The organism is Nonomuraea sp. NPDC048892, from assembly GCF_040649735.1.
Taxonomy (GTDB): Bacteria; Actinomycetota; Actinomycetes; order Streptosporangiales; family Streptosporangiaceae; genus Nonomuraea; species Nonomuraea maheshkhaliensis.
Genome location: NZ_JBEZFZ010000011.1, coordinates 162,609 through 181,778 on the forward strand (window position 1 = coordinate 162,609; position 19,170 = coordinate 181,778).

The window sequence follows — 19,170 nt, forward strand, 5'->3', positions numbered from 1 at the left end:
GAGCGGGGCGTCGCTGGGCGCGCGGTTTGACGCCCGTCCCCGTGCGATCAAAGCTCGCACGGGGACGCCCCGGGGGGACTTCGCCGGGACCCACGGATGTTAGCGCTACCAGGATCGGAGGAGCGGCGTGAAGACACGTACGGGACGCCTGGCCATCCTGCCCGTCCTGCTCATCTGCGGGTTCCTGTTACCCGCCCCGCCCTGGCCGACACCAACGTGGTCGGGAACGCGACGCCGACGGCCTCGTACACCTCCCCCTGGGAGGGTGTCGCCGCCGTCAGCGACGGCATCGACCCGCCGAGCTCGAACGACACCGTCAACCGCCGCTGGGGCACCTGGCCGAACACCGGCAGCCAGTGGGCCGAGTTCGCCTGGGCCTCCGCGCAGACGATCAAGTCGGCCGAGGTGTACTTCTTCGACGACGGCGGCGGCGTGCGCGTCCCGGCCTCGTGGAAGCTGCAGCGCTGGACGGGCAGCGCGTACGCCGACGTTCCCGGCACGTACCCGATCGCCGCGGACGCCTACAACACGATCACCTTCGCCACGGCGGTGAGCACCACCCGGCTGCGCGTCGTCCTGCAGAGCGGGCAGGGGTCGGTCGGCCTGCTGGAGATCAAGGCGTGGGCCGCCGACCCGCCCGGCGGCGGCACCGGCTGGAACCCGCCGGCCGGCCTGGTCAGCCCGCTGAACGAGGTCTGGCAGCACGTCGAGAGTACCTACCCCAACCTGTACGGCTTCCGGAACTACGGCTGGGGCCAGATCATGGCCAACGGCGGCTCGCTCAACTACTGCGTACGGTGGGACACCGGCGCCACGGTGACGGCCGCGCAGCGTGACCAGATCCACGCCACGCTGGCCCGCCAGGTCAAGAAGTGGATGGACCCGATGAGAACGCCCCGCAGTGCGCCGAACGTTGTGGCCGCTTCTTCAACCAGAGCGGCAACTATCCCAACTGCCCGGGCGGCCCGTCGCACCACTACGACATGTCACTCTGGCTGACCGCCGGCTTTGGCGGCGGCGCGGGCGGCGACTGGGGGCAGCGGATCGGCAGCGAGTACTACCTGTCCAACCTCGACGCCGGTCGAAAAGGGGGGCCTGAGGCGCGTCGCCCCGGGGGAGCGGGCCGCGCGCCTCAGGCCCCCTCAGACCGTCAGCTCTGTGAACAGGCCGAGGTCTGCGGGGAGGCGATGGGTATCTCCACGCCCACGCCCGCGGCCTTGAGCCCCGGTGCGCAGACCTTGGTGTCGTTCAGCGCGTTGACGGTGCCGTCGACGGAGACGGGGCCGAACGCGGCCGCCGGAGCCGCGAGCGCGGACAGCGCTAGGGCGGCGGCGAGGGTTACGGTGCCGATACGGGTTGACTGGCGCATTCTGACGTGCCCTTCTGTGTGACGGAGGGGGCCGATGATTTCCAAGGGTTCTTTTTGCCGCTCGGGGCGACTACGGAACGTGACTGTTGGTTACGTTCCGCTTCCGGACACGCCAAGCGCAGATCCCCTTGACGGCTCGCCCGGGATCCGTCGGGGGCGGCCTGCGCCCGAATGCTTCGAAATTTCGTGAAATATAGCCTCTGACGTGAGCGTCCTCGGAGGCCAGGTCGGGTCAGGCCGGGCCAGGTCGGTCAGGGCAGGTCGGGTCGGGCCGGGTCGGCTCAGGCCAGTCGCGTCAGGTCGGGGTCGGGCCAGGTCAAGCCAGTCGCATCAGGTCAGGACGTCGAGCGCGCGGTCCACGTCGGCCTCGGTCGTGTAGACGTGGAAGCTGGCACGCACCCGGCCGGCCCGTACCGCAGCCCTGATCCCCGCCGCCTCCAGCCGCTCGCCCGGGGCGTCCACCGAGACGATGGCCGTGTCGGACGGCTCCAGGCCGAGGCCCGCGCGGAAACGGTTGGCCAGGGCCACGTCGTGCTCGTGCACCCGCTCGACGCCCAGCTCGTTCAGCAGCTCGATGGCCGGGGCGGCGCCGACGAAGCTGAACCACGCGGGCGACAGATCGAACGCCCGCGCGTCGCCGGCCAGGCGCAGAGGAGGTCCGTAGTAGGAGCCGCCGTCGTCGGCGCCGGCGTACCAGTTGGCGGCCAGCGGGCGCATGCGCTCCCGCAGTTGCGGCGACAGATAGGCGAACGCGGCCCCGCGCGGCGCCATCAGCCACTTGTACGCCGTGCACACCAGCGCGTCCACGCCCGCCACCTCCACCGGCAGCCAGCCGCACGCCTGCGAGGCGTCGGCGATGACGAGCGCGTCATGGGCCCGCGCGGCCGCCACGATGTCGGCCATCGGCGCGACATAGCCGCTCGCCGACTGCACCACGCTGAACGCCACGGCCGCGGTGTCACGCGTGATCGCGTCGGCCACCCGGTCGGCCGGGACTGTCACGATGTCGGCGGCCACCGCCCACGGGAACAGGTTGCTGGTGAACTCGACCTCGGGCACGACCACCTTGGCCCGGGGCGGCAGCGCCGTGGCCACGATCGACATGATCTGCGACACGTTCGACCCGACGCTCACATCGGCGGCGGGGGCACCGACGAGACGCGCGAAGGCCTCACGCGATCGGCCGACGGAGGCGTCCCACGGCTGCCAGTCGGTGCCGTGCCGCCACTCGGTCAGCACGGCCTGCAGATCGTCGAAGGCCCGGCGGGGAGGCAGGCCGTAGGAGGCGGTGTTCAGCCAGCCCGGGTGAGCGTCCCAGAGCTTGGCGGCAGAGGCGATGTCCATGAGATCAGCCTAAATCGGGCAGACTCGGCGGCCTCTGGTTGCGGTGTCGTTCGGGATCAGCGCAAAGCGAGGCGCGCTGGTGGGGTCAGCGTGCGGCGCGTTGCCATAGTGCGGGCCAGCCGCCGCGGCCCAGCCAGGCGGACGGGACCCGGAGGCCGTCCGTGGCGATCCGTTCGTTGAAGACGGCGAGGTCGGCGCCCAGTTCGACGGCCGCGGGGAACGCCCGCCGCCACGGCCCGTCCGGGTCGTCCAGGTCCGTACGGGGAAAGCCCGGCACGGCCGTCTCGCCCGGCCGCGTCACCGCGACAGTCGGCGGCCCGGCGTCCGGCCAGGAGGTGACCGCGATGACAAGCGCGCACAGCAGCGCCGTGTCGGCGCGGCGGGCCACATGGTCGGCGAGCACCGGGTCCCCGGCCCGCACCAGGCGGCCGAGCGCGGCGCGGATCCGGCGGGCCACCAGCTCCATCGAGCGGGCGGGGGCGATCGCCTCGTGCCTGGCCAGCCGGCGCAGCGAGCCGGGGAGCGGGGCGTCGGCGAGCAGCAGGGGGAGCCGGTCGTACTGGTCGCGCAGGCGCGGATCGAGGGCGGCGGCCAGGGCGCGCTCCAGAGGACGCACACCGGTGGCCCGCCACAGCGCGACCAGACCGGTCGCGGGGAGGCCGTGCCGGCAGGTCCGCTCGATCCGATCGGAGGACAGCCGCCGCAGCGCCGCCAGCCCTGCCGACGTCTGGGCCTCGGGGACGGCGACGGCGAGTTCCCGGGGTCCAGTGGCGGCGCCCGTGGCTGCCTGACGTCCGGTAGCGGCGTTCGTGGGCGCCTGGGACCCGTGTGCGGCGCTTGCGGGTGCCTGGGCTCTCGGGGCGGCGTCGGCCGGTGCCCGGGAACCGTAGGTGGTGCTTGCGGGTGCCTGGGATCCGTGGGCGGTGCTTGTGGACGCTCGGGATCCAGGGGCGGCGTTCGTGGGCGTGCCGTCGCGGGCGGCGTACAGGCGGTCGAGGGTGTTCAGGGCCGCCACCACGTCAGGGGCCGTCATGACGTCCGCGACGAGCGCCGCCAGTGGGCCGCTCACCTCAAGAGACGCCCGCTCCGGCCGTCGCCGGGACGCCGGGCGCGGCCCCGGGAGCCGGTCGGGCGGTTCGGGTGCGGCGGGCGCGGGCACCGGCAGGCCGGCCACCCAGGCCAGCACGCGCTGCCGCAGCGCAAGCTCCGGGTCGGCGTTGAACCTGGCCCGGAACTCGTCGATCCGCCACCCGCGCGTGTGCTGGACGAGTTCGATGTTCGCGGCGATCGAGCCGTTCTCGTGGCGCAGCGCCAGCAGCACACACTTGCCCTGCGCCGCCGCTTCGGCGTAGTGCGGGGAGCCGATGCAATTCCCCATGTACGCCGACCACTGCGTGAGCATCCGGGCGTTGCGCGCGCACTCCACCCGCAACCGTGTACCGGGCAGGATCGTGCCGTCGCGCGCCGCCAGCGGCTCGGGCAGCGCGAAGTCGCGCGTGAACGCCTCCGTGAACCGGAGATCGGCGACCAGCCCCGTCACCAGCTCCTCCCACGTACGGCAGTGCCGGGGCGGCCGGCCGCCGAACGAGATCAGCTGCGCCGCCCCGGCCAGCGCCGCCGGGATCGACTCGACCGGCGGCGTGAGCTGCTCGTCGGGGCGGGGGAAGGGGTCCCAGTGGAGGTAGGGGTAGTTGGGGCCGGCGTCGACCTCCGCCCGTTCGTGGCCGTTGAGCTGGGCGAGCGCGTCGGCGAGCTCGGCGTACCAGAGGAGGTCCCCGGCCGTCTCCTCCTCTTCGGCCGCCGTGCCGGGCGGCCGGGCCGCCAGCCGTTCGCTCAGCGACGCCCGCGACTCCTCCTGGTGCGGCTGCGACCACGAGGCGGGGTCGCGCTGCGGGGTGTAGCCGGCGACGGCCCGCCACTCGCGCATCCCCGCGCCCGCCCAGGCGCCCGCCTGCGGGCGGGCCTCAAGGACGCGGTCGGTGACGGCCTCGATGACGACCTCCGCGTACTCGGTCGCCCTGGCCAGGCGCTGCCTGACGTACGGTTCGCGCGGGTCGTGCCGTTTGGCGGCCAGGTCCCTGACGTAGCAGCCGGGCCTGGCGGGCAGGCCGGCGAGCCCGGGCACCCGGCGGGCGGCCCGCCCCGCCTCGTCCGGCTTCATGAGCGCGGCGGCGGCGACGAGCTGGTCCGCGCACCGGGCGATGCCCTCGCGTACGCCGTGATCGGCCACCGCCACGGCGGTGCGCACCAGCACCGTGGCGGCCAGGGCGTCGGCCAGGACGCGCCGCATCAGCGCCGCCCGCTCCCACGGCTCCGGGAACCAGCGGGCCGCGTCCGCCAGCGACGGCTCGTGGCCCAGCTGCTGGGTGATGTGTGCGATCAGCAGCTCTTCCTCGTGGGCCTCGTAGCGGGCGGTCAGCTCCTCCAGCCTGGTCTGCCTGCCCTGAGTGGCCCGCAGCCGCTGCTTACGCCTGACCCGCTCCTGCTCGGCCGCCACCCGTCCCCACAGGTCGAGCAGCAGATCGAGACGGCGCCTGCGGGGGAACGGGGTGAGAACGCGCTCCAGATGACCGGCCATGGTGGACGCGGCGGCCTCCAAAGCCGGCTCCACGACGGCGGCCTCCGGAGCGGGCAGGCCGAGGCGCAGGACGCGTTCGAGTTGCTCGGCGCCGAGCACCCCGCTGGCGGCCGAGGCGAGCTGGAGGGCGGCCCAGCGGCCGTCGGCGATGGCCTGGCTCGCGGCGGCGGCCACCGGTTTGGTCGCCTCCGTCCCGAACAGCGCCACCAGCAGCCCCGCCCGCTCCCCCAGCCGGTGCAGGCCGTCCAATCCCAGCACCCGTACGGCCGCCAGCACCGCGTCCCGGCGGTCGCCGCGCGCGCCGTCCAGCCGGGCCGAGACGAAACCCGGGCACAGCTCCACCCCCGCCCCGGCCGCCGTGGGATCGGCGGCGAGGAGCCGGCCGAGCTCGGCGACCGCGGGTGCCGGATCGGCCCCGGCGGGACCCACCACGACCGGTGCGCCCTCCGTGCCGCCCTCCGTGCCGCCCCCAGCGCCGTCCGCCGCCACCGGCCGCCCCCGCGCGTCCCAGACGTGCTGATCGCGTCCCGTCACCACCCCGAATGCCAGCCGCACCACACCCACATCATTCGGGCAAGAACGCCCAACCGGCAACCGCATTCCCGAGGAGTCAGGCCCGCCGGGCGCCGAGCACCTCGTGCAACTCGGCCGAGCAGCGGGCCAGCTCCTCGGCGTGCGTGCCCCGGCCCAGCGTGCGCGGACGGGGCACGTTCACCTCCACGACCGTGTGGACGCGCCCCGGACGCGGCGTCAGCACCACGACCCGGTCGGCGAGCAGCACCGCCTCCTCGATCGAGTGCGTCACCAGAACGACCGTGGCCGCGTGCTCCATGTGGATCTGCTGCAGCTCGATCGACAGCTCCTCCCTGGTCAGCGCGTCGAGGGCGGAGAACGGCTCATCCATCAGCAGCACGCGCGGCCGCTGGATGAGCGCCCGGCACAGCGCCACCCGCTGCTGCATCCCGCCCGACAGCTCGTGCGGCAGCCGCCGGTGGAACGCCTCCAGCCCCACCATGTCCAGCAGCTCGCCCGCCCGCCGCCGGTGCTCGTCGCCGCGCCACCCGAACACCTCGACCGGCAGCAGCACGTTGCCCAGCACGGAACGCCACGGCAGCAGCGCGGGACGCTGGAACATGATGGCCACGTCACGGCGCGGCCTGACCACCGGGTCGCCGTCCACCAGCACCTCGCCCGAGCTGGCCGTCAGCAGGCCCGCGATCAGCCGCAGCAGGGTGGACTTGCCGCAGCCCGACCGGCCCACGACCGCCACGAACTCCCCGCCGGCCACGTCGAGATCGACCTCGCGCAGCGCCTCCACCGCACCCCGGCGCCCGCCGAACACCTGGGACACCTTGCTCAGCCGGATCACCTGGCGACCTCCTCGGCCCGAGCCGGACAGATCTCGCGCACGGACAGATCTCGCGCATCGATCAAGCCGGATCGATCTCGATCGTAAACGACGAATACCGCTTTCACCTGACGGAATCCCCCCGCGATATTGACCGGAGCCGTCAGGCCGTCATGATCGGTGTCATGAGGCGACTGCCGCGTGTCATCATGATCACCGCCATCGTCGCGACGCTCTCCCTCCCCGCCGGCTGCGGCTCGGGAGGCGAGGAGCCGTCGCCCGCCCGGCCCGCGGCCGACCGGGTCACCTACGTGACCGGTTTCGGCACCTTCGGCCGTGAGGCGTACGTCTACGTCGCCATGGACAAGGGCTACTTCCGCGAGGCCGGCATCGAGGTCAGCGTGCAGCCGGGCACGGGCAGCGGCGAGAACATGGCCGCGCTCGCCGGCGGCCGGGCCCACTTCTCGCCCATCGACTTCACCGCGATGCTGCTCACCGCCGGCGGCGGCAAGCCGACCGGGACGGTCGCGGTCGCCGCCGTCCACCAGCGCACGCTGGCGGCGCTCATGGCGCTCGTCGACAGCGGTATCAGCGAGCCCAAGGACCTGGAGGGCAAGACCGTCGGCGACACGGCCACGTCGGTGATCGCCATGATGTTCCCCACCTACGCCAAGCTCACCGGAGTGGACAGGACCAAGGTCAAATGGGTCAGCCTGCAGCCCGCGCAGCTGGCCGCCAACCTGGCTTCGGGCAAGGTGGACGCGATCGGCCAGTACGTGGTCGGCCAGCCCACCGTGCGCAACGCCGCCCGGGGCAAGGAGGTCAAGGTCCTGCCGTTCGGCGACGTCATCACCGACATGTACGGCTCGGCGCTGAGCACCTCCGCCACCCTCGCGGCCCAGAACCCCGACCTGGTCAGGCGGTTCACCGGCGCCCTGTTCAAGGGGCTCGCGTACGCGGTGGACAACCCCAAGGAGGCGGCCCAGATCCTGCTCGCGCACCAGCCGGCGCAGAACGCGGAGGCCGCGGCCGCCGAGCTGACCCTGATCGCCCCCTACGTGCGCCCGGACGGCGGCGCGCCGATGGGGGCGATGAGCCGCGAACGTGTCGAACGCGCGATCAGCGTCCTGCGCGAGGCCGGGGCTTTCACGGGCGAGGTGGCGCCGGAGTCGGTGGTGTCGTTCGACCTCGTCCCCAAGGGCTGAGCGTGGAGGACGGCGGGCGGCGCCCGCACGCGGTGATGCCGGAGGCCGGGTGATGGCGGAGGAGGACAGGCGGCGCAGGGACGTGGTGACGGCGGCGGGCTGGTCCGCGCTGGGCGTGGCGGCCGCGATCGGCGGATGGGCGCTGACGGCCGCGGCGTTCGCGATCCCGGAGATCATCCTGCCCTCGCCCGCCGCCGTGGTCACCGCCTTCCTGCGCCTGCCCGGCTACCTGCTGGAACAGGCCGCGATCACCCTGACGGAGACCGTGCTCGGCTTCGCGCTCTCGGTGGTCTGCGGGCTGGCGATCGGGCTGCTGATCGCGGCTTGGCGGGTGGCGGAGCTGATGTTCGCGCCGCTGCTGGTCGCCTTCAACGCCGTGCCCAAGGTGGCGCTGGCGCCGCTGCTGGTGGTGTGGATGGGCTTCGGGCAGCAGCCCAAGGTGGTCATGGCGCTGCTGGTGTGCTTCTTCCCCGTCGTGCTGTCGGTGGCCTCGGGGCTGACGTCCACGCCGCCCGAGCTGGTCGAGCTGGCCAGGTCGCTGGACACGCCGCGCGGGCAGACGTTCGTGCGGATCCGCCTGCCCGCGGCGCTGCCGCAGATCTTCGTCGGGCTGAAGGTGGCCATGCCGCTGGCCTCGGTCGGCGCGGTGATCGGCGAGTTCAGCGCGGGCGACGCGGGGCTCGGCTTCGTCATCGTCCAGGCCGGCGGCAGCGCGGACACGGCGCTCGCGTTCGCCGCCATCGCGCTGCTGGGCGTCATGAGCCTGGCGCTGTTCTACGCGCTGGTGCTGGCCGAGCGGCTGCTGCTGCCGTGGGTCAGGGAGACGTCCGCGGCGCGCTGACCGGGCGGGCGCTCACCTCGACGTACGCCGATAAGTTATAGCTAAACACCTATTGACATAACTAAAAGCTACAACGAGTATTTTGGCATGTCAGAACGTGACCTCTTGCTCCATGTGCGGATCCGCAAGGCGCTTGAGGCACGCATCCGTGACGGACAATGGGGGCCGGGCACCCGGATCCCCACCGAGGTCGAGCTCTGCGAGGAGTTCGGGGTCTCGCGCATCACCGTGCAACGGGCCCTGCGCGACCTCGCCGACGCCGGGCTCATCGTGCGCTTCCGCAAGCGCGGCAGCTTCGTGGCCCAGGCCGTCGGCCGGCACAACCTGCTGCGTTACACCGGCCTGCTGATCCAGGGCCCGGAGATGCCGGGCGACCACCGGGTCGTCTCCGCGCAGGTGCTGCCCGCCCAGGCGGCGCGGCTGCGGCTGCCGGGTGTGCCCGCCGATGAGGCGGTCGTCCAGATGGAACGGCACAAGCTGCGGTCCGACGGCACCGCGGCCAACATCGAACTGCACGTCCTGCCGTTCCGGCTGGCTCCCGACCTGCTGGACCAGCCGTTAGAACCGTTGACCACCCACGCCTACCTGCGCGATCGCGGGGTCGAGCTGGTGCGGGCCAGGCTCTACGTGGAGCCGCACGCCCTCACCGGGCCCCAGGCGGAGCTGTTCGCCCTGCCGGCGGGCGCGCCCGTCTTCCGCTGGACCCGCGAGACCTGGACCCGCCGCGGCGAGATCGCCGAGCTGGTCGAGATCGTCATCCCGGCCGGGTCCGAGCGCTTCTACGTCGAGACCGACCTGAGCGGCTCCTCCGACCACCACAGCTGAATCCCCTTTTCCCCAGCCGATCGGCCCATTTCCGTGCGCCGGGCCCGTGGCGTTCCCCGCCAGGCCCCCGGTGCCACGGTCCCCAGCCATGCCCCGACCCCCAGCCCAGCCATGCCCGAGAAGGAGCGGATCCATGATCTCTGTCGCCGTCGTCGGAGTCGGCGCCGTGGGCTCCATGGCCCTGTGGCGGCTGTCCGAGCGCGGCATCCCCGCCGTCGGATTCGACGCCTACGCGCCCGGCCACGACCGCGGCGCGGCCGGCGGCGAGTCACGGATCTTCCGCACCGCCTACAAGGAGGGGTCCGCGTACGTGCCACTGCTGCGCCAGGCCCGCGACCTGTGGGAGGAGCTGGAACGCCGCTGCGGCCGCCGCGGCGGCCGAACAGGCCGGCGCCCGCATCGCCCGCTACACCCCCGTCACGGAGGTACGCGAGGACGAGGCGGGCGTCACCGTCGTCACCGCGGAAGGAGAGCGACGCTTCACCCACGCCGTCGTGGCCCCCGGCCCGTGGGCGCGCACCCTGCTCCCGCACGAGCCGATCGTGGCCAAGGCGATCACCTCGACCTGGTTCCCGCACCGCGACGAGAGCCTGTTCGACCCCGGCCGGTGCCCGATCGCGATCCGCGTCGGGGAGCCCGCCTACTCCTGCTTCCCCTCCGTGGACGGCGCCGGCGTCAAGGTCAACCTGCACGTGCCGTGGCGGGAGATCGGCTCGCCGGAATCGCTGGCCCGCAGCGTCCCCGCCGCGTACGTCAGGCAGGTTGCGCGGGCGGTCGCCGCCACGCTGCCCGGCCTGCGGCCCGACCCGGTGCGCGTGGCCACGTACGCCGACGCCTTCACCCCCGACGGCCACGGCCTGCTCGGCCGGCGGGGCCGCACCGTCGTCGCCGCCGCCTTCAGCGGGCACGGCTTCAAGCTCGCCCCCGTCTTCGGCGACATCGTCGCTGACCTGGTCGAGAGCGGCGCGACCGCGCGCGGCATCGGCCACCTAGCCCCGGACCGCCCCCTACGGAGGTCGCCATGAAACCCGTGACGCCGATCGCCGGCCTCATGCTCGCCACCCTCGCCCTGTCCGCCTGCGCCGCGCCCAACCCGTCCGCCGCCCCCGGCACGCTGATCGTCGCCGGATACGGCGGCTCGTACGAGGAGGCGTTCAAGCAGTCCGTCATCCCCGGCTTCGAGAAGTCCTGCTCCTGCCGCGTCACCTACATCTCCGGCAGCTCCACCGACACGGTCGCCAAGCTCAAGGCCCAGCAGGCCGCCCCGCAGATCGACGTCGCCCTCATCGACGACGGCGTGCAGAACCAGGCCGTGCAGGCGGGTCTGCTGGCCAAGCTCGACCCCAAGACCGTCACGAACCTGGCGAACGTCATCGACCTGGCCCGCCTGCCCGGCGACGTCGGCGTCGGCTTCTCCCTGAACGCCACCGGCATCGCCTACAACACCGACTACTACGCCAAGAACGGCCTGCCTTCCCCCAAGCGGCTGTCCGACCTGGCGCACGCAGGCCTCAAGGGCAAGCTTGTGATGCCGTCCATCACGCAGACGTACGGACTGGGCGCCCTGCTCATGGCGGCCAAGGTCGGCGGCGGATCCGAGCGCGAGGTCGACCCCGGCTTCGCCGGCATCAAGAAGGTCGCGGCCAACGCCGTCACGTTCGACACCACCGCCGACGTCTCCAACTACTTCCTGCAAGGCCAGGCCGTGGCCAGCGTCTGGGGCAACTCGCGGGTGCAGATGCTGGCCAAGAAGGGCTTCCCGGTCGAATTCGTCTACCCGGAGGAGGGCGCGCTGCCGCTGATCGCCACGGTGAACGTGGTGAACAAGGCACCCCACCCCGACCTGGCCCAGAAGTTCGTCAACACGCTGCTCGAACCGGCGGCCCAGAAGACCATGGCCGAGTCCAACTTCAACGGCCCCACCGTCAAGGGCGTCCAGCTCGACCCCGCCCTGGCGGCGAAGGTGGTCGGCCAGGACCGGGCCGCCGAGCTGCGCAAGCTCGACTGGGCCGTGATCAACGAGAACCGCGCCGCCTGGACCGACCGATGGACGAAGGAGGTCGAACAGTGACGAGCACCCCCTTGACGAGCGCGAAGACGCCGCCAGGGACGGACGCCCCGCGCGGGCGGCTGCGCCTGGACGGCGTGCGCAAGGTCCTGGGCGGCAAGGAGGTCGTCTCGGCCGTGGACCTGGAGACCGAGCCGGGCGAGTTCCTCACCCTGCTCGGCCCGTCCGGCTGCGGCAAGACGACCACCCTGAACATGATCGCCGGCCACCTGACCGCCGACGGCGGCCTGATCGAGGTGGACGGCCGCGACATCACCACGGTCGCGCCGCACCGCCGCTCCATGGGCATGGTCTTCCAGTCCTACGCCCTGTTCCCGCACATGACCGTCGCCGACAACGTCGCGTTCGGCCTGCGCATGCGCAAGGTCACCGCCGCCCGGCGCGGAAAACAGGTCGCCGAGGTGCTGGAGCTGGTCGGCCTGGACGGCATGGCCGAGCGGCATCCACGCCAGCTGTCCGGCGGCCAGCAGCAGCGTGCCGCGCTGGCCAGGGCCCTGGTCATCCAGCCCGACCTGCTCCTGCTCGACGAGCCGTTCTCCAACCTCGACGCCCAGCTGCGGGTACGCCTGCGCGACGAGGTCTCCTCGCTGCAACGCAGGATCGGCACCACCACCATCCTCGTCACCCACGACCAGGAGGAGGCCCTGGCGGTCTCCGACCGGATCGCGGTCATGGCCGACGGCGTCATCCACCAGCTCGACCGGCCCCAGGAGGTGTACCTGCGCCCTGCCACGGACTTCGTGGCCCAGTTCATCGGCGAGGTCAACGCCCTCGACGGCACCGCCGCCGGCGGCGGGACCTGCGTGGTCGCGGGCAGGAAGGTGTCCGCCACCCCCGTGGGGCGGGCCCCGGCCGAGGGCGCCGCCGTGCGCGTGTACGTACGGCCGGAGGTCATCCGCGTCGGCGACGAGGGGGAGGGGCTGCGCGGGACCGTCCGCGACACCCGGTTCCTCGGCTCACGCATCCGCTGCGTCGTGTCCACCCCGGCCGGAGAGGTGACGGCGGCGCTGCCGTTCGACGCCCGCGTTCCCGAGCCGGGGGAGGAGGTGACCTGCTCATGGCGGCCGTCGGACGCGTCGCTGGCGGCCCGGTGACCGCAGGGGCGGGCCGCCCGAGCCGGCGCACGGGACTGCTGCTGGCGCTGCCCGCCCTCGTGATCTTCGCGCTGCTGTTCGTGGCGCCGCTGTTCACGCTGGTGGCCAACAGCTTCAGGACGCAGACCGGGGCGTTCACGCTCGGCAACTACGCGCGCTTCCTCGGCGACCCGTTCTACCGGGACGTGCTGGGGAACACGCTGAAGGTCGCCGGCCTCACCACGCTCGGCTGCCTGCTCGTCGGCTACCCGTTCGCGCTCTATCTGCGCGGGCGCTCGCCCAGGGTGCGCAACTGGCTGGCGCTGCTCCTGCTGTCGCCGCTGCTGATCAGCATGGTCATCCGCGCGTACGGATGGCTGGTGGTGCTCGGGCCCAACGGGCCCGTGGCCTCGGCGATCAAGTGGTTCGGGCTCACGCCGCCGCAGCTGCTCTACAACGACACCGCCGTGCTCATCGGCATGGTGCACGTGATGCTGGCGTACATGGTGCTGCCGCTCATGGGCAGTCTCGACCGGATCGACCCGACGCTCGTACCGGCCGCCAAGGGGCTCGGCGCGCCCGGCTGGACCTGCTTCTGGCGGATCACGTTGCCGCTGTCGGCGCCCGGCATGCTGGCCGGGGCGATGATCGTGTTCAGCCTGACGGCCTCCAGCTTCGTCACGCCGGCCATCCTCGGCGGCCCCAAGGTGAAGCTCATGCCGTACTTCGTCTACACCCAGGCCACGACCACGCTCGACTGGCCGTACGCGGCCGCGATCGGTTTCGTGCTGGTGGTCGTCACGACCGGGCTGCTGCTCGGCTACTCGCGGCTGCTGCGGCGGGGCAAGGGGGAGGTGGTGTTCGGATGACCCGGGTGTTCGGCGGTCTGTTCGCCGCGCTGGTGGTGGCGTTCCTCATCGCGCCCGTCGCGGTCACCGTGGCCTCCTCGCTGACCACGACGCCGTACGTGACGTTCCCGCCGCAGGGCATCACGCTGCGCTGGTACGCCGAGGTGCTGGGCAAGCCCGAGTTCCTGTCGTCGTTCGCGCTCAGCGCGGGGGTGGCGCTGGCCGCGGCGGCGATCTCGGCCGTGGTGGGGCTGGCCGGCGGGCTGGCCATCCACCGCTACCGCTTCCCTGGCCGGGCGGCGCTGGAGACGGTGCTGTCCAGCGCGTTCGCGGTGCCCACGATCGTGCTCGGCATCGGGCTGCTGCAGTGGTTCGCGCAGATGGGGCTGGCCTCCAGCCCGTTCACGCTGCTGCTGGCGCACCTGGTGCTGACCGTCCCGTACGCGGTGCGGCTGGTCCTGGCCGGGCTGTCCGGGCTGGACCGCGCGGCGGAGAAGGCCGCGGCCGGGCTGGGGGCGCCGCCGTTCCTGGTGTTCTGGCACGTCACCCTGCCTGCCGTGCGCGGGGCGCTGATCGGAGGGGCGTTCTTCGCCTTCATCACCTCCTTCGACGACCTGACGGTGGCGCTGTTCGTGGTCACCACCGATCTGCAGACGCTGCCGGTGCGCATCTTCAACTACATGCAGTACGACTACGACCCCACCGTCACCGCCATCGGCACCCTGATGGTGCTGTTCGCGCTGGTCGCGGTCGTCGTCATCGAACGATTCGTCGGCGTCGCCAAACTCTTCGGCGCCGATGAGGAGCACAAGGGAAAGGAATGAGCGTGCGAGTCGTCGTCATCGGCGCGGGGGTGCTCGGAGCCGCGGTCGCGGCCGGGCTGACCCGGCGCGGCGCGCGGGTCACGGTGCTGGAGGCGCGGACCCCGGGGGCCGGCACGTCGTCCACCTCCGTCGCGTGGGTCAACGCCAACAACAAGACGCCGAAGGAGTACTTCGACCTCAACCACGCCGCCGTCTGGGCCCACCACCAGCTGCCCGGCGACTGGTTCTTCCCCACCGGCAACCTCGAATGCGCGGTCTCCGACGAGCACAAGGAGCAGCTCGAAGCCCGCGTCGGCCGGCTGATCACCATGGGTTACCCGGTCGAGCGGGTGACCGCCCGGCGCGCCCTGGCCCTGGAGCCGGACCTGGTGCCCCTTCCGCCCGGCACCGAGTACGTGTTCTTCCCCGGCGAGGCGTACGTCCAGCCGCTGCGCCTGCTGGGCCGCCTGCTCGGCGAGGCCCGCGACGGCGGCGCCACGGTCGAGTGCGGTGCCGAGGTGACCGCGATCGACGCGTCCGGCTCGGGCGCGAAGGTGACGATCGCCGACGGGCGCACGTTCGCCGGCGACGTGGTCGTCACCTGCGCCGGCCGCTGGACCGAGAGGGTCGCCGCCCTGGCCGGGGCCACCGTCCCGATGCTGGACCCGGCCGTGTCCGGCACGGTCACCAACGGCTTTCTCGTCACCACCGCCGCGCTGCCCGCCCGGCTGTCGCGCGTCCTCACCACCGCCGCGCTCAACCTGCGCCCCGACGGCGGCGGGCGGCTGCTGCTGCAGTCGCTGCCCCTGGACGGCCTGGCCCGCCCGGACGCGCCCGTGCCCGGCGAGGTGATCAGCGAGATCCTGACGCTGCTGCCCGGCGTCCTGCGCGGCACGGAGGGCGCCACGGCCGAGCGGGCGGTGGTGGGCCGGCGGGCCATGCCCGGCGACGGGCTCACCGTGGCCGGCTTCGCCGACGCCGGCCGGCGGGTCTACACGGTGGCCACGCACAGCGGGGTCACGCTGGCGCCGCTGCTGATGGAGGAGGTCGCGGGGGAGGTGTTCGGGCGGGAGTCGGCGCTGCTGGCGCCGTTCCGTCCGTCCCGCTTCGCCGACGGCACGGCCGGCCCGGCCCCCGCTCCGGCCCGCCGCCCCGGCCAGCAGTGACGGCGGGCCGCCTGTTCGCTCACCAGGTGACCGGGAGTTCGCGCACGCCGTAGACGACGGCCTCGGCCTTGTACGGCAGCTCCTCGGCCGGCACGGCCAGCCGCAGGCCGGGGACGCGGCGGAACAGGGTGCCGAAGACGATCTCCAGTTCCATCCTGGCCAGGTTCTGGCCGAGGCACTGGTGCGGGCCGAAGCCGAAGGCGAGGTGATGGCGGGCCCCGCGCTCGACGTCCAGTTCGCCCGGTTCCGTGAACACGGCGGGGTCCCAGTTGGCCGACAGGGTCGAGACGACGACACCCTCACCGGCCCTGATGCTCACCCCGCCGATCCGCACGTCCTCGGTGGCCACCCGCGTGGTGACCCCGTCGGCCACGGCGAAGTAACGCAGCAGCTCCTCCACGGCCATGGGCGTCCTGGCCGGATCGTCCTTGATCACGGCCAGTTGTTCCGGACGGGAGAGCAGCCCGACCACACCGAGCGAGATCATGTTCGCCGTGGTCTCGTGCCCGGCGGTCAGCAGCAGGAAGGCCAGGCTCACCAGGCCCCCGTGGTCGACGGCGCCCTCCTGCCGCTGCCGGGCGATCTGCCGGCCGAGCAGGTCGTCGCCGGGCGCCGACTCCTTGCGGGTGACCAGGTCGTCCAGGTAGGCGCGTAGTTCGGCGAACGCTCGCTGCCGGTCTTCGAGCGAGGTCCTGCTCACCATCATGGCGGCGCGGCTCTGGAAGAAGTCGTGGTCGGCGTACGGGACGCCGAGCAGCTCGCAGATCACCAGGGAGGGCACCGGCAGGGACAGCGCCCGTACCAGGTCGGCCGGGCGCTCGCCGGCGAGCAGGTCGTCGATGAAGTGGTCGGCGATGCTCTGGATCCGCGGGCGCAGCGCGGCCAGCCGCCGCACGGTGAACTCGCCGATCACCGGCCGGCGGGCCGCGGCGTGCTCCGCGCCGTCCATGCCGAGCAGCAACGGCGGCTGCTCGCGGAGCTGCCGCAGGGTCGCGGGATCGAGGGAGTAGAGCGGGAAACCGTCCTTGCGCTTGTCGGAGGAGAAGCGGGGGTCGGCGAGGACGGCGCGGCCCTCCTCATGCCCGGACACCCACCACGCCTCACCACCGGAGGTCAGGCGGACCTTGCTGATCGGCGCCCGCTCGCGCAGCCGCTCGTAGGCGGGGGGCGTGGCGAACGGGCAGCCACGCTCGACCGGCAGCTTGAGATTCGTCATGAAAGACCTCCCAGTAGTGGATCTTCGTTTCGTGCTCGTGCCGCCCCGTCTCGGCGCCGGGGTTCAGCGCAGGGTGAGCGGGGTCTCGGACGCGATGCGGGTCAGCTTGTGCGGGTTGCGGACGTAGTAGAGGCCGGTGATGCGGGCGTCCTCGACCCGGACCGCGATGACGCCGTCGATCTCGCCGTCCAGGCGGAGCAGGAGCGCCGGATTGCCGTTGACCACGGCGGGCTCACTGGTGAGCGCGAAACGGGCCTTGCCGAGACCACTGACGATCATGCGGGCCACCCTGCCGGCGCCGGTGACCGGCTGCGGCGCGGCCTGTTTGACGCCGCCGCCGTCGCTCAGCAGGACGACGTGCGGGGCGAGCACGTCGAGCAGGCCCTGGAGATCCCTGGTCTCCAGCGCGCGCTGGAACGACTCCAGCACCACCCGGGTCTGACCCGGGGAGACCACCTCGCGCGGGTGGCGGGACTCGACATGCCGGCGGGCGCGGTGCGCGATCTGCCGGACGGCCGCCGAGCTCTTGCCGACGGCGGCGGCGATCTCCTCGTGACTGATGCCGAAGACCTCACGCAGGACGAAGACGGCGCGTTCCGTGGGGGAGAGCGTCTCGAGGACGAGCATGAGCGCCATCGACACACTCTCGGCGAGCTCCACGTCCTCGGCCACATCCGGTGTGGTGAGCAGCGGCTCGGGCAACCAGGGGCCGACGTAGTCCTCCTTGCGGCGTTTGATGGCGCGCAGCCGGTCGAGCGCGCGCCGGGTGGCGATCCGCACCAGGTAGGCGCGCTGGTCGTGCACCTGCGCGAGGTCGACCTTGACCCACCGCAACCAGGTCTCCTGCAAGGCGTCCTCGGCGTCGGCCGCTGAACCGAGCATCTCGTAGGCGACGGTGAACAGCAGGTTGCGATGGGCTAGGAACGCCTCGGTCGCCGGATCCGTCCGGTTACCTGCCGTGCCCTTTGCCGCGTCGCCGCGCTCGTTCATGCCTGGCTCCTGCCTGTCCACCCGTCGCTGCTCTGTGCACAAGGCGTTGGAGCCCGCCGTTGTGTGACACCCGTGCTCAGTGACACGCGTCACATGGCGGCGCTGTCACAGAGCGCCGGGCGCCGGCGCCGCATGGTCAGGACGCCGCGTTCACGACGAGCGCGGCAGACGCAGACGAACCGACAGGAGCCGCACATGAAGCACCGCATCGTCGTCCTCGGCGCCGGTTACGCCGGGGCCTACGTGGCCGGGAACCTGGCCCGCCGGCTGTCCCCGGAGGACGCCGAGATCACCGTCGTCAACGCTGTGCCGCACTTCGTCCAGCGCATGCGGCTGCCCCAGGTCGCGGCCGGGCAGGAGGTCGAGGTGCCTGAGCTCGCCGACGTCTTCGCGGGTACGGGGATACGACTGCGCCTGGCCCGCGTCACCGCCATCGATCCCGAGCGCCAGGTCGTCACCGTGGCCGCCACCGCCACCGCCACCGCCACCGCCACCGCCACCGCCTCCGCCAGCGGCGGCGAGCTCGGCTACGACACACTTGTCTACGCGCTCGGCAGCCACGTCGCCGACCATGGCGTCCCCGGCGTGGCCGAGCACGCCTTCGATGTCACCGGCCGGCCCTCGGCGCTGCGCCTGCGCGAACGCCTGGACAGGCTGGACATGCGGGGAGAGGGCAGGAATGTGGTGGTCGTCGGCGACGGGCTGACCGGCATCGAGACCGCCACCGAGATCGCCGAGTCGCGGCCCGGCCTGTCGGTGACGCTCATCGCCCGCGGCGAGCTGGGCGCCCGGCTGTCCATCGGAGCCCGCACTCATCTGCGGCGGACCTGCGACCGGCTGGGCGTCACCGTCCTGGAGCACACCAGCGTCGCGGCCGTCGAGCCGGCGCGAGTGCTGTGCGCCGACGGCACCGCCCTGGTGTCCGGCGCGACCGTGTGGGCGGCCGGGTTCGCCGTCACCCCCATCGCCGCCGTCGCCGGGCTGGAGGTGACCGGGCACGGTCAGATCGTCGTCGATCGCACCATGCGGTCGGTCTCACACCCGAACGTCTACGCCATCGGTGACAGCGTCCACGCCATCGGCGACAACGGCCGGCCGCTGCCGATGTCCTGCGCGTCGGCCGGCCACACCGGGCGGCAGGCCATCGAGGCGATCGTGGGCCGCCTGACCGGGCGCACCGTCGCGACCACCGAGCTGACTCACACGTACAACCTCGTCAGCCTCGGGCGGCGGGACGGGATCCTGCAGACGTTCGACGAAGAAGGACAGGCGAAACCGCACCACAACGGCGGCCGCATGAGCGCGCATCTCAAGGCGGGCGTCCTTACGATGGCGCTGTGGGCCACCCGGCACCCCACCTACGCCCTGCCCAGACGCAGGCACCGCCTGGCCGGTGAGTTCGCCGGCGCCGCTCAGCCGTCGTACCACTCGGGCGCGGCGCCCGTGAACGAACCCGGGGCCGGACCGGGCTTGACGTAGACCCCGTGCGTCAGTGT

The 19,170-nt window shown here is 72.7% G+C and carries 17 protein-coding genes; 11 read left to right on the top strand and 6 right to left on the bottom strand.

Translation table 11 applies throughout. The features are described from left to right. Window positions 1-96: 96 nt before the first annotated feature. Window positions 97-999 (top strand): hypothetical protein, encoded by a 903-nt coding sequence (locus AB0C28_RS32145; RefSeq protein WP_358079750.1) that lies wholly within the window; start codon window positions 97-99, stop codon window positions 997-999. A gap of 151 nt (window positions 1,000-1,150) precedes the next feature. Here the strand turns inward: AB0C28_RS32145 and AB0C28_RS32150 are convergent, their stop codons facing one another. The 4 genes from AB0C28_RS32150 to AB0C28_RS32165 all read right to left on the bottom strand — a co-directional run bounded on the left by AB0C28_RS32150 (window position 1,151) and on the right by AB0C28_RS32165 (window position 6,660). Beyond that, a complete protein-coding gene (locus tag AB0C28_RS32150) occupies window positions 1,151-1,369 on the bottom strand; it encodes a hypothetical protein (RefSeq protein WP_357859875.1) in 219 nt (72 codons plus the stop codon). 330 nt (window positions 1,370-1,699) lie between these two features. Next, window positions 1,700-2,713: an aminotransferase class V-fold PLP-dependent enzyme gene (locus AB0C28_RS32155; protein ID WP_358079752.1), complete on the bottom strand. Its 1,014-nt coding sequence runs from the start codon at window positions 2,711-2,713 to the stop codon at window positions 1,700-1,702. Window positions 2,714-2,798: 85 nt separating this feature from the next. Beyond that, window positions 2,799-5,849 (bottom strand): hypothetical protein, encoded by a 3,051-nt coding sequence (locus AB0C28_RS32160; protein ID WP_358079754.1) that lies wholly within the window; start codon window positions 5,847-5,849, stop codon window positions 2,799-2,801. 52 nt (window positions 5,850-5,901) lie between these two features. Next, complete coding sequence (locus AB0C28_RS32165) at window positions 5,902-6,660, bottom strand: ABC transporter ATP-binding protein (protein ID WP_358079756.1); 759 nt, start codon at window positions 6,658-6,660, stop codon at window positions 5,902-5,904. A 164-nt stretch (window positions 6,661-6,824) separates the two neighbouring features. On the opposite strand from AB0C28_RS32165, the gene AB0C28_RS32170 reads away from it, so the two are divergent. From AB0C28_RS32170 to AB0C28_RS32210, 9 genes are all read left to right on the top strand, one after another. Beyond that, the gene (locus AB0C28_RS32170; protein ID WP_358079758.1) at window positions 6,825-7,844 is read left to right on the top strand and encodes an ABC transporter substrate-binding protein; all 1,020 of its coding nucleotides are present in this window, start codon (window positions 6,825-6,827) and stop codon (window positions 7,842-7,844) included. A 52-nt stretch (window positions 7,845-7,896) separates the two neighbouring features. After that, window positions 7,897-8,685 (top strand): ABC transporter permease, encoded by a 789-nt coding sequence (locus AB0C28_RS32175; protein ID WP_358079760.1) that lies wholly within the window; start codon window positions 7,897-7,899, stop codon window positions 8,683-8,685. 87 nt (window positions 8,686-8,772) lie between these two features. Continuing rightward, window positions 8,773-9,510, top strand: a complete 738-nt coding sequence (locus AB0C28_RS32180; protein WP_357859858.1) for a GntR family transcriptional regulator — start codon at window positions 8,773-8,775, stop codon at window positions 9,508-9,510. Window positions 9,511-9,650: 140 nt separating this feature from the next. Continuing rightward, window positions 9,651-10,535: an FAD-dependent oxidoreductase gene (locus tag AB0C28_RS32185; RefSeq protein ID WP_358079903.1), complete on the top strand. Its 885-nt coding sequence runs from the start codon at window positions 9,651-9,653 to the stop codon at window positions 10,533-10,535. After that, window positions 10,532-11,581 (top strand): ABC transporter substrate-binding protein, encoded by a 1,050-nt coding sequence (locus AB0C28_RS32190; protein WP_358079762.1) that lies wholly within the window; start codon window positions 10,532-10,534, stop codon window positions 11,579-11,581. Before AB0C28_RS32185 ends, AB0C28_RS32190 begins: the two co-directional genes overlap by 4 nt. Continuing rightward, window positions 11,578-12,672: an ABC transporter ATP-binding protein gene (locus AB0C28_RS32195; protein ID WP_358079764.1), complete on the top strand. Its 1,095-nt coding sequence runs from the start codon at window positions 11,578-11,580 to the stop codon at window positions 12,670-12,672. The genes AB0C28_RS32190 and AB0C28_RS32195 overlap by 4 nt, the downstream gene beginning before the upstream one ends. Further along, complete coding sequence (locus tag AB0C28_RS32200; protein WP_357859847.1) at window positions 12,636-13,520, top strand: ABC transporter permease; 885 nt, start codon at window positions 12,636-12,638, stop codon at window positions 13,518-13,520. The genes AB0C28_RS32195 and AB0C28_RS32200 overlap by 37 nt, the downstream gene beginning before the upstream one ends. After that, window positions 13,517-14,323: an ABC transporter permease gene (locus AB0C28_RS32205; protein WP_357859843.1), complete on the top strand. Its 807-nt coding sequence runs from the start codon at window positions 13,517-13,519 to the stop codon at window positions 14,321-14,323. The genes AB0C28_RS32200 and AB0C28_RS32205 overlap by 4 nt, the downstream gene beginning before the upstream one ends. After that, window positions 14,320-15,468, top strand: a complete 1,149-nt coding sequence (locus tag AB0C28_RS32210; protein ID WP_358079766.1) for an FAD-binding oxidoreductase — start codon at window positions 14,320-14,322, stop codon at window positions 15,466-15,468. The genes AB0C28_RS32205 and AB0C28_RS32210 overlap by 4 nt, the downstream gene beginning before the upstream one ends. 19 nt (window positions 15,469-15,487) lie before the next feature. Here the strand turns inward: AB0C28_RS32210 and AB0C28_RS32215 are convergent, their stop codons facing one another. Both AB0C28_RS32215 and AB0C28_RS32220 read right to left on the bottom strand, forming a co-directional pair. Beyond that, window positions 15,488-16,684 (bottom strand): cytochrome P450, encoded by a 1,197-nt coding sequence (locus AB0C28_RS32215; RefSeq protein ID WP_358079768.1) that lies wholly within the window; start codon window positions 16,682-16,684, stop codon window positions 15,488-15,490. A 63-nt stretch (window positions 16,685-16,747) separates the two neighbouring features. Continuing rightward, a complete protein-coding gene (locus AB0C28_RS32220) occupies window positions 16,748-17,674 on the bottom strand; it encodes an RNA polymerase sigma-70 factor (RefSeq protein ID WP_358079770.1) in 927 nt (308 codons plus the stop codon). A 195-nt stretch (window positions 17,675-17,869) separates the two neighbouring features. Between AB0C28_RS32220 and AB0C28_RS32225 the strand changes: the two genes are divergently transcribed. Then, a complete protein-coding gene (locus tag AB0C28_RS32225; RefSeq protein ID WP_358079772.1) occupies window positions 17,870-19,153 on the top strand; it encodes an FAD-dependent oxidoreductase in 1,284 nt (427 codons plus the stop codon). Window positions 19,154-19,170 lie beyond the last annotated feature (17 nt).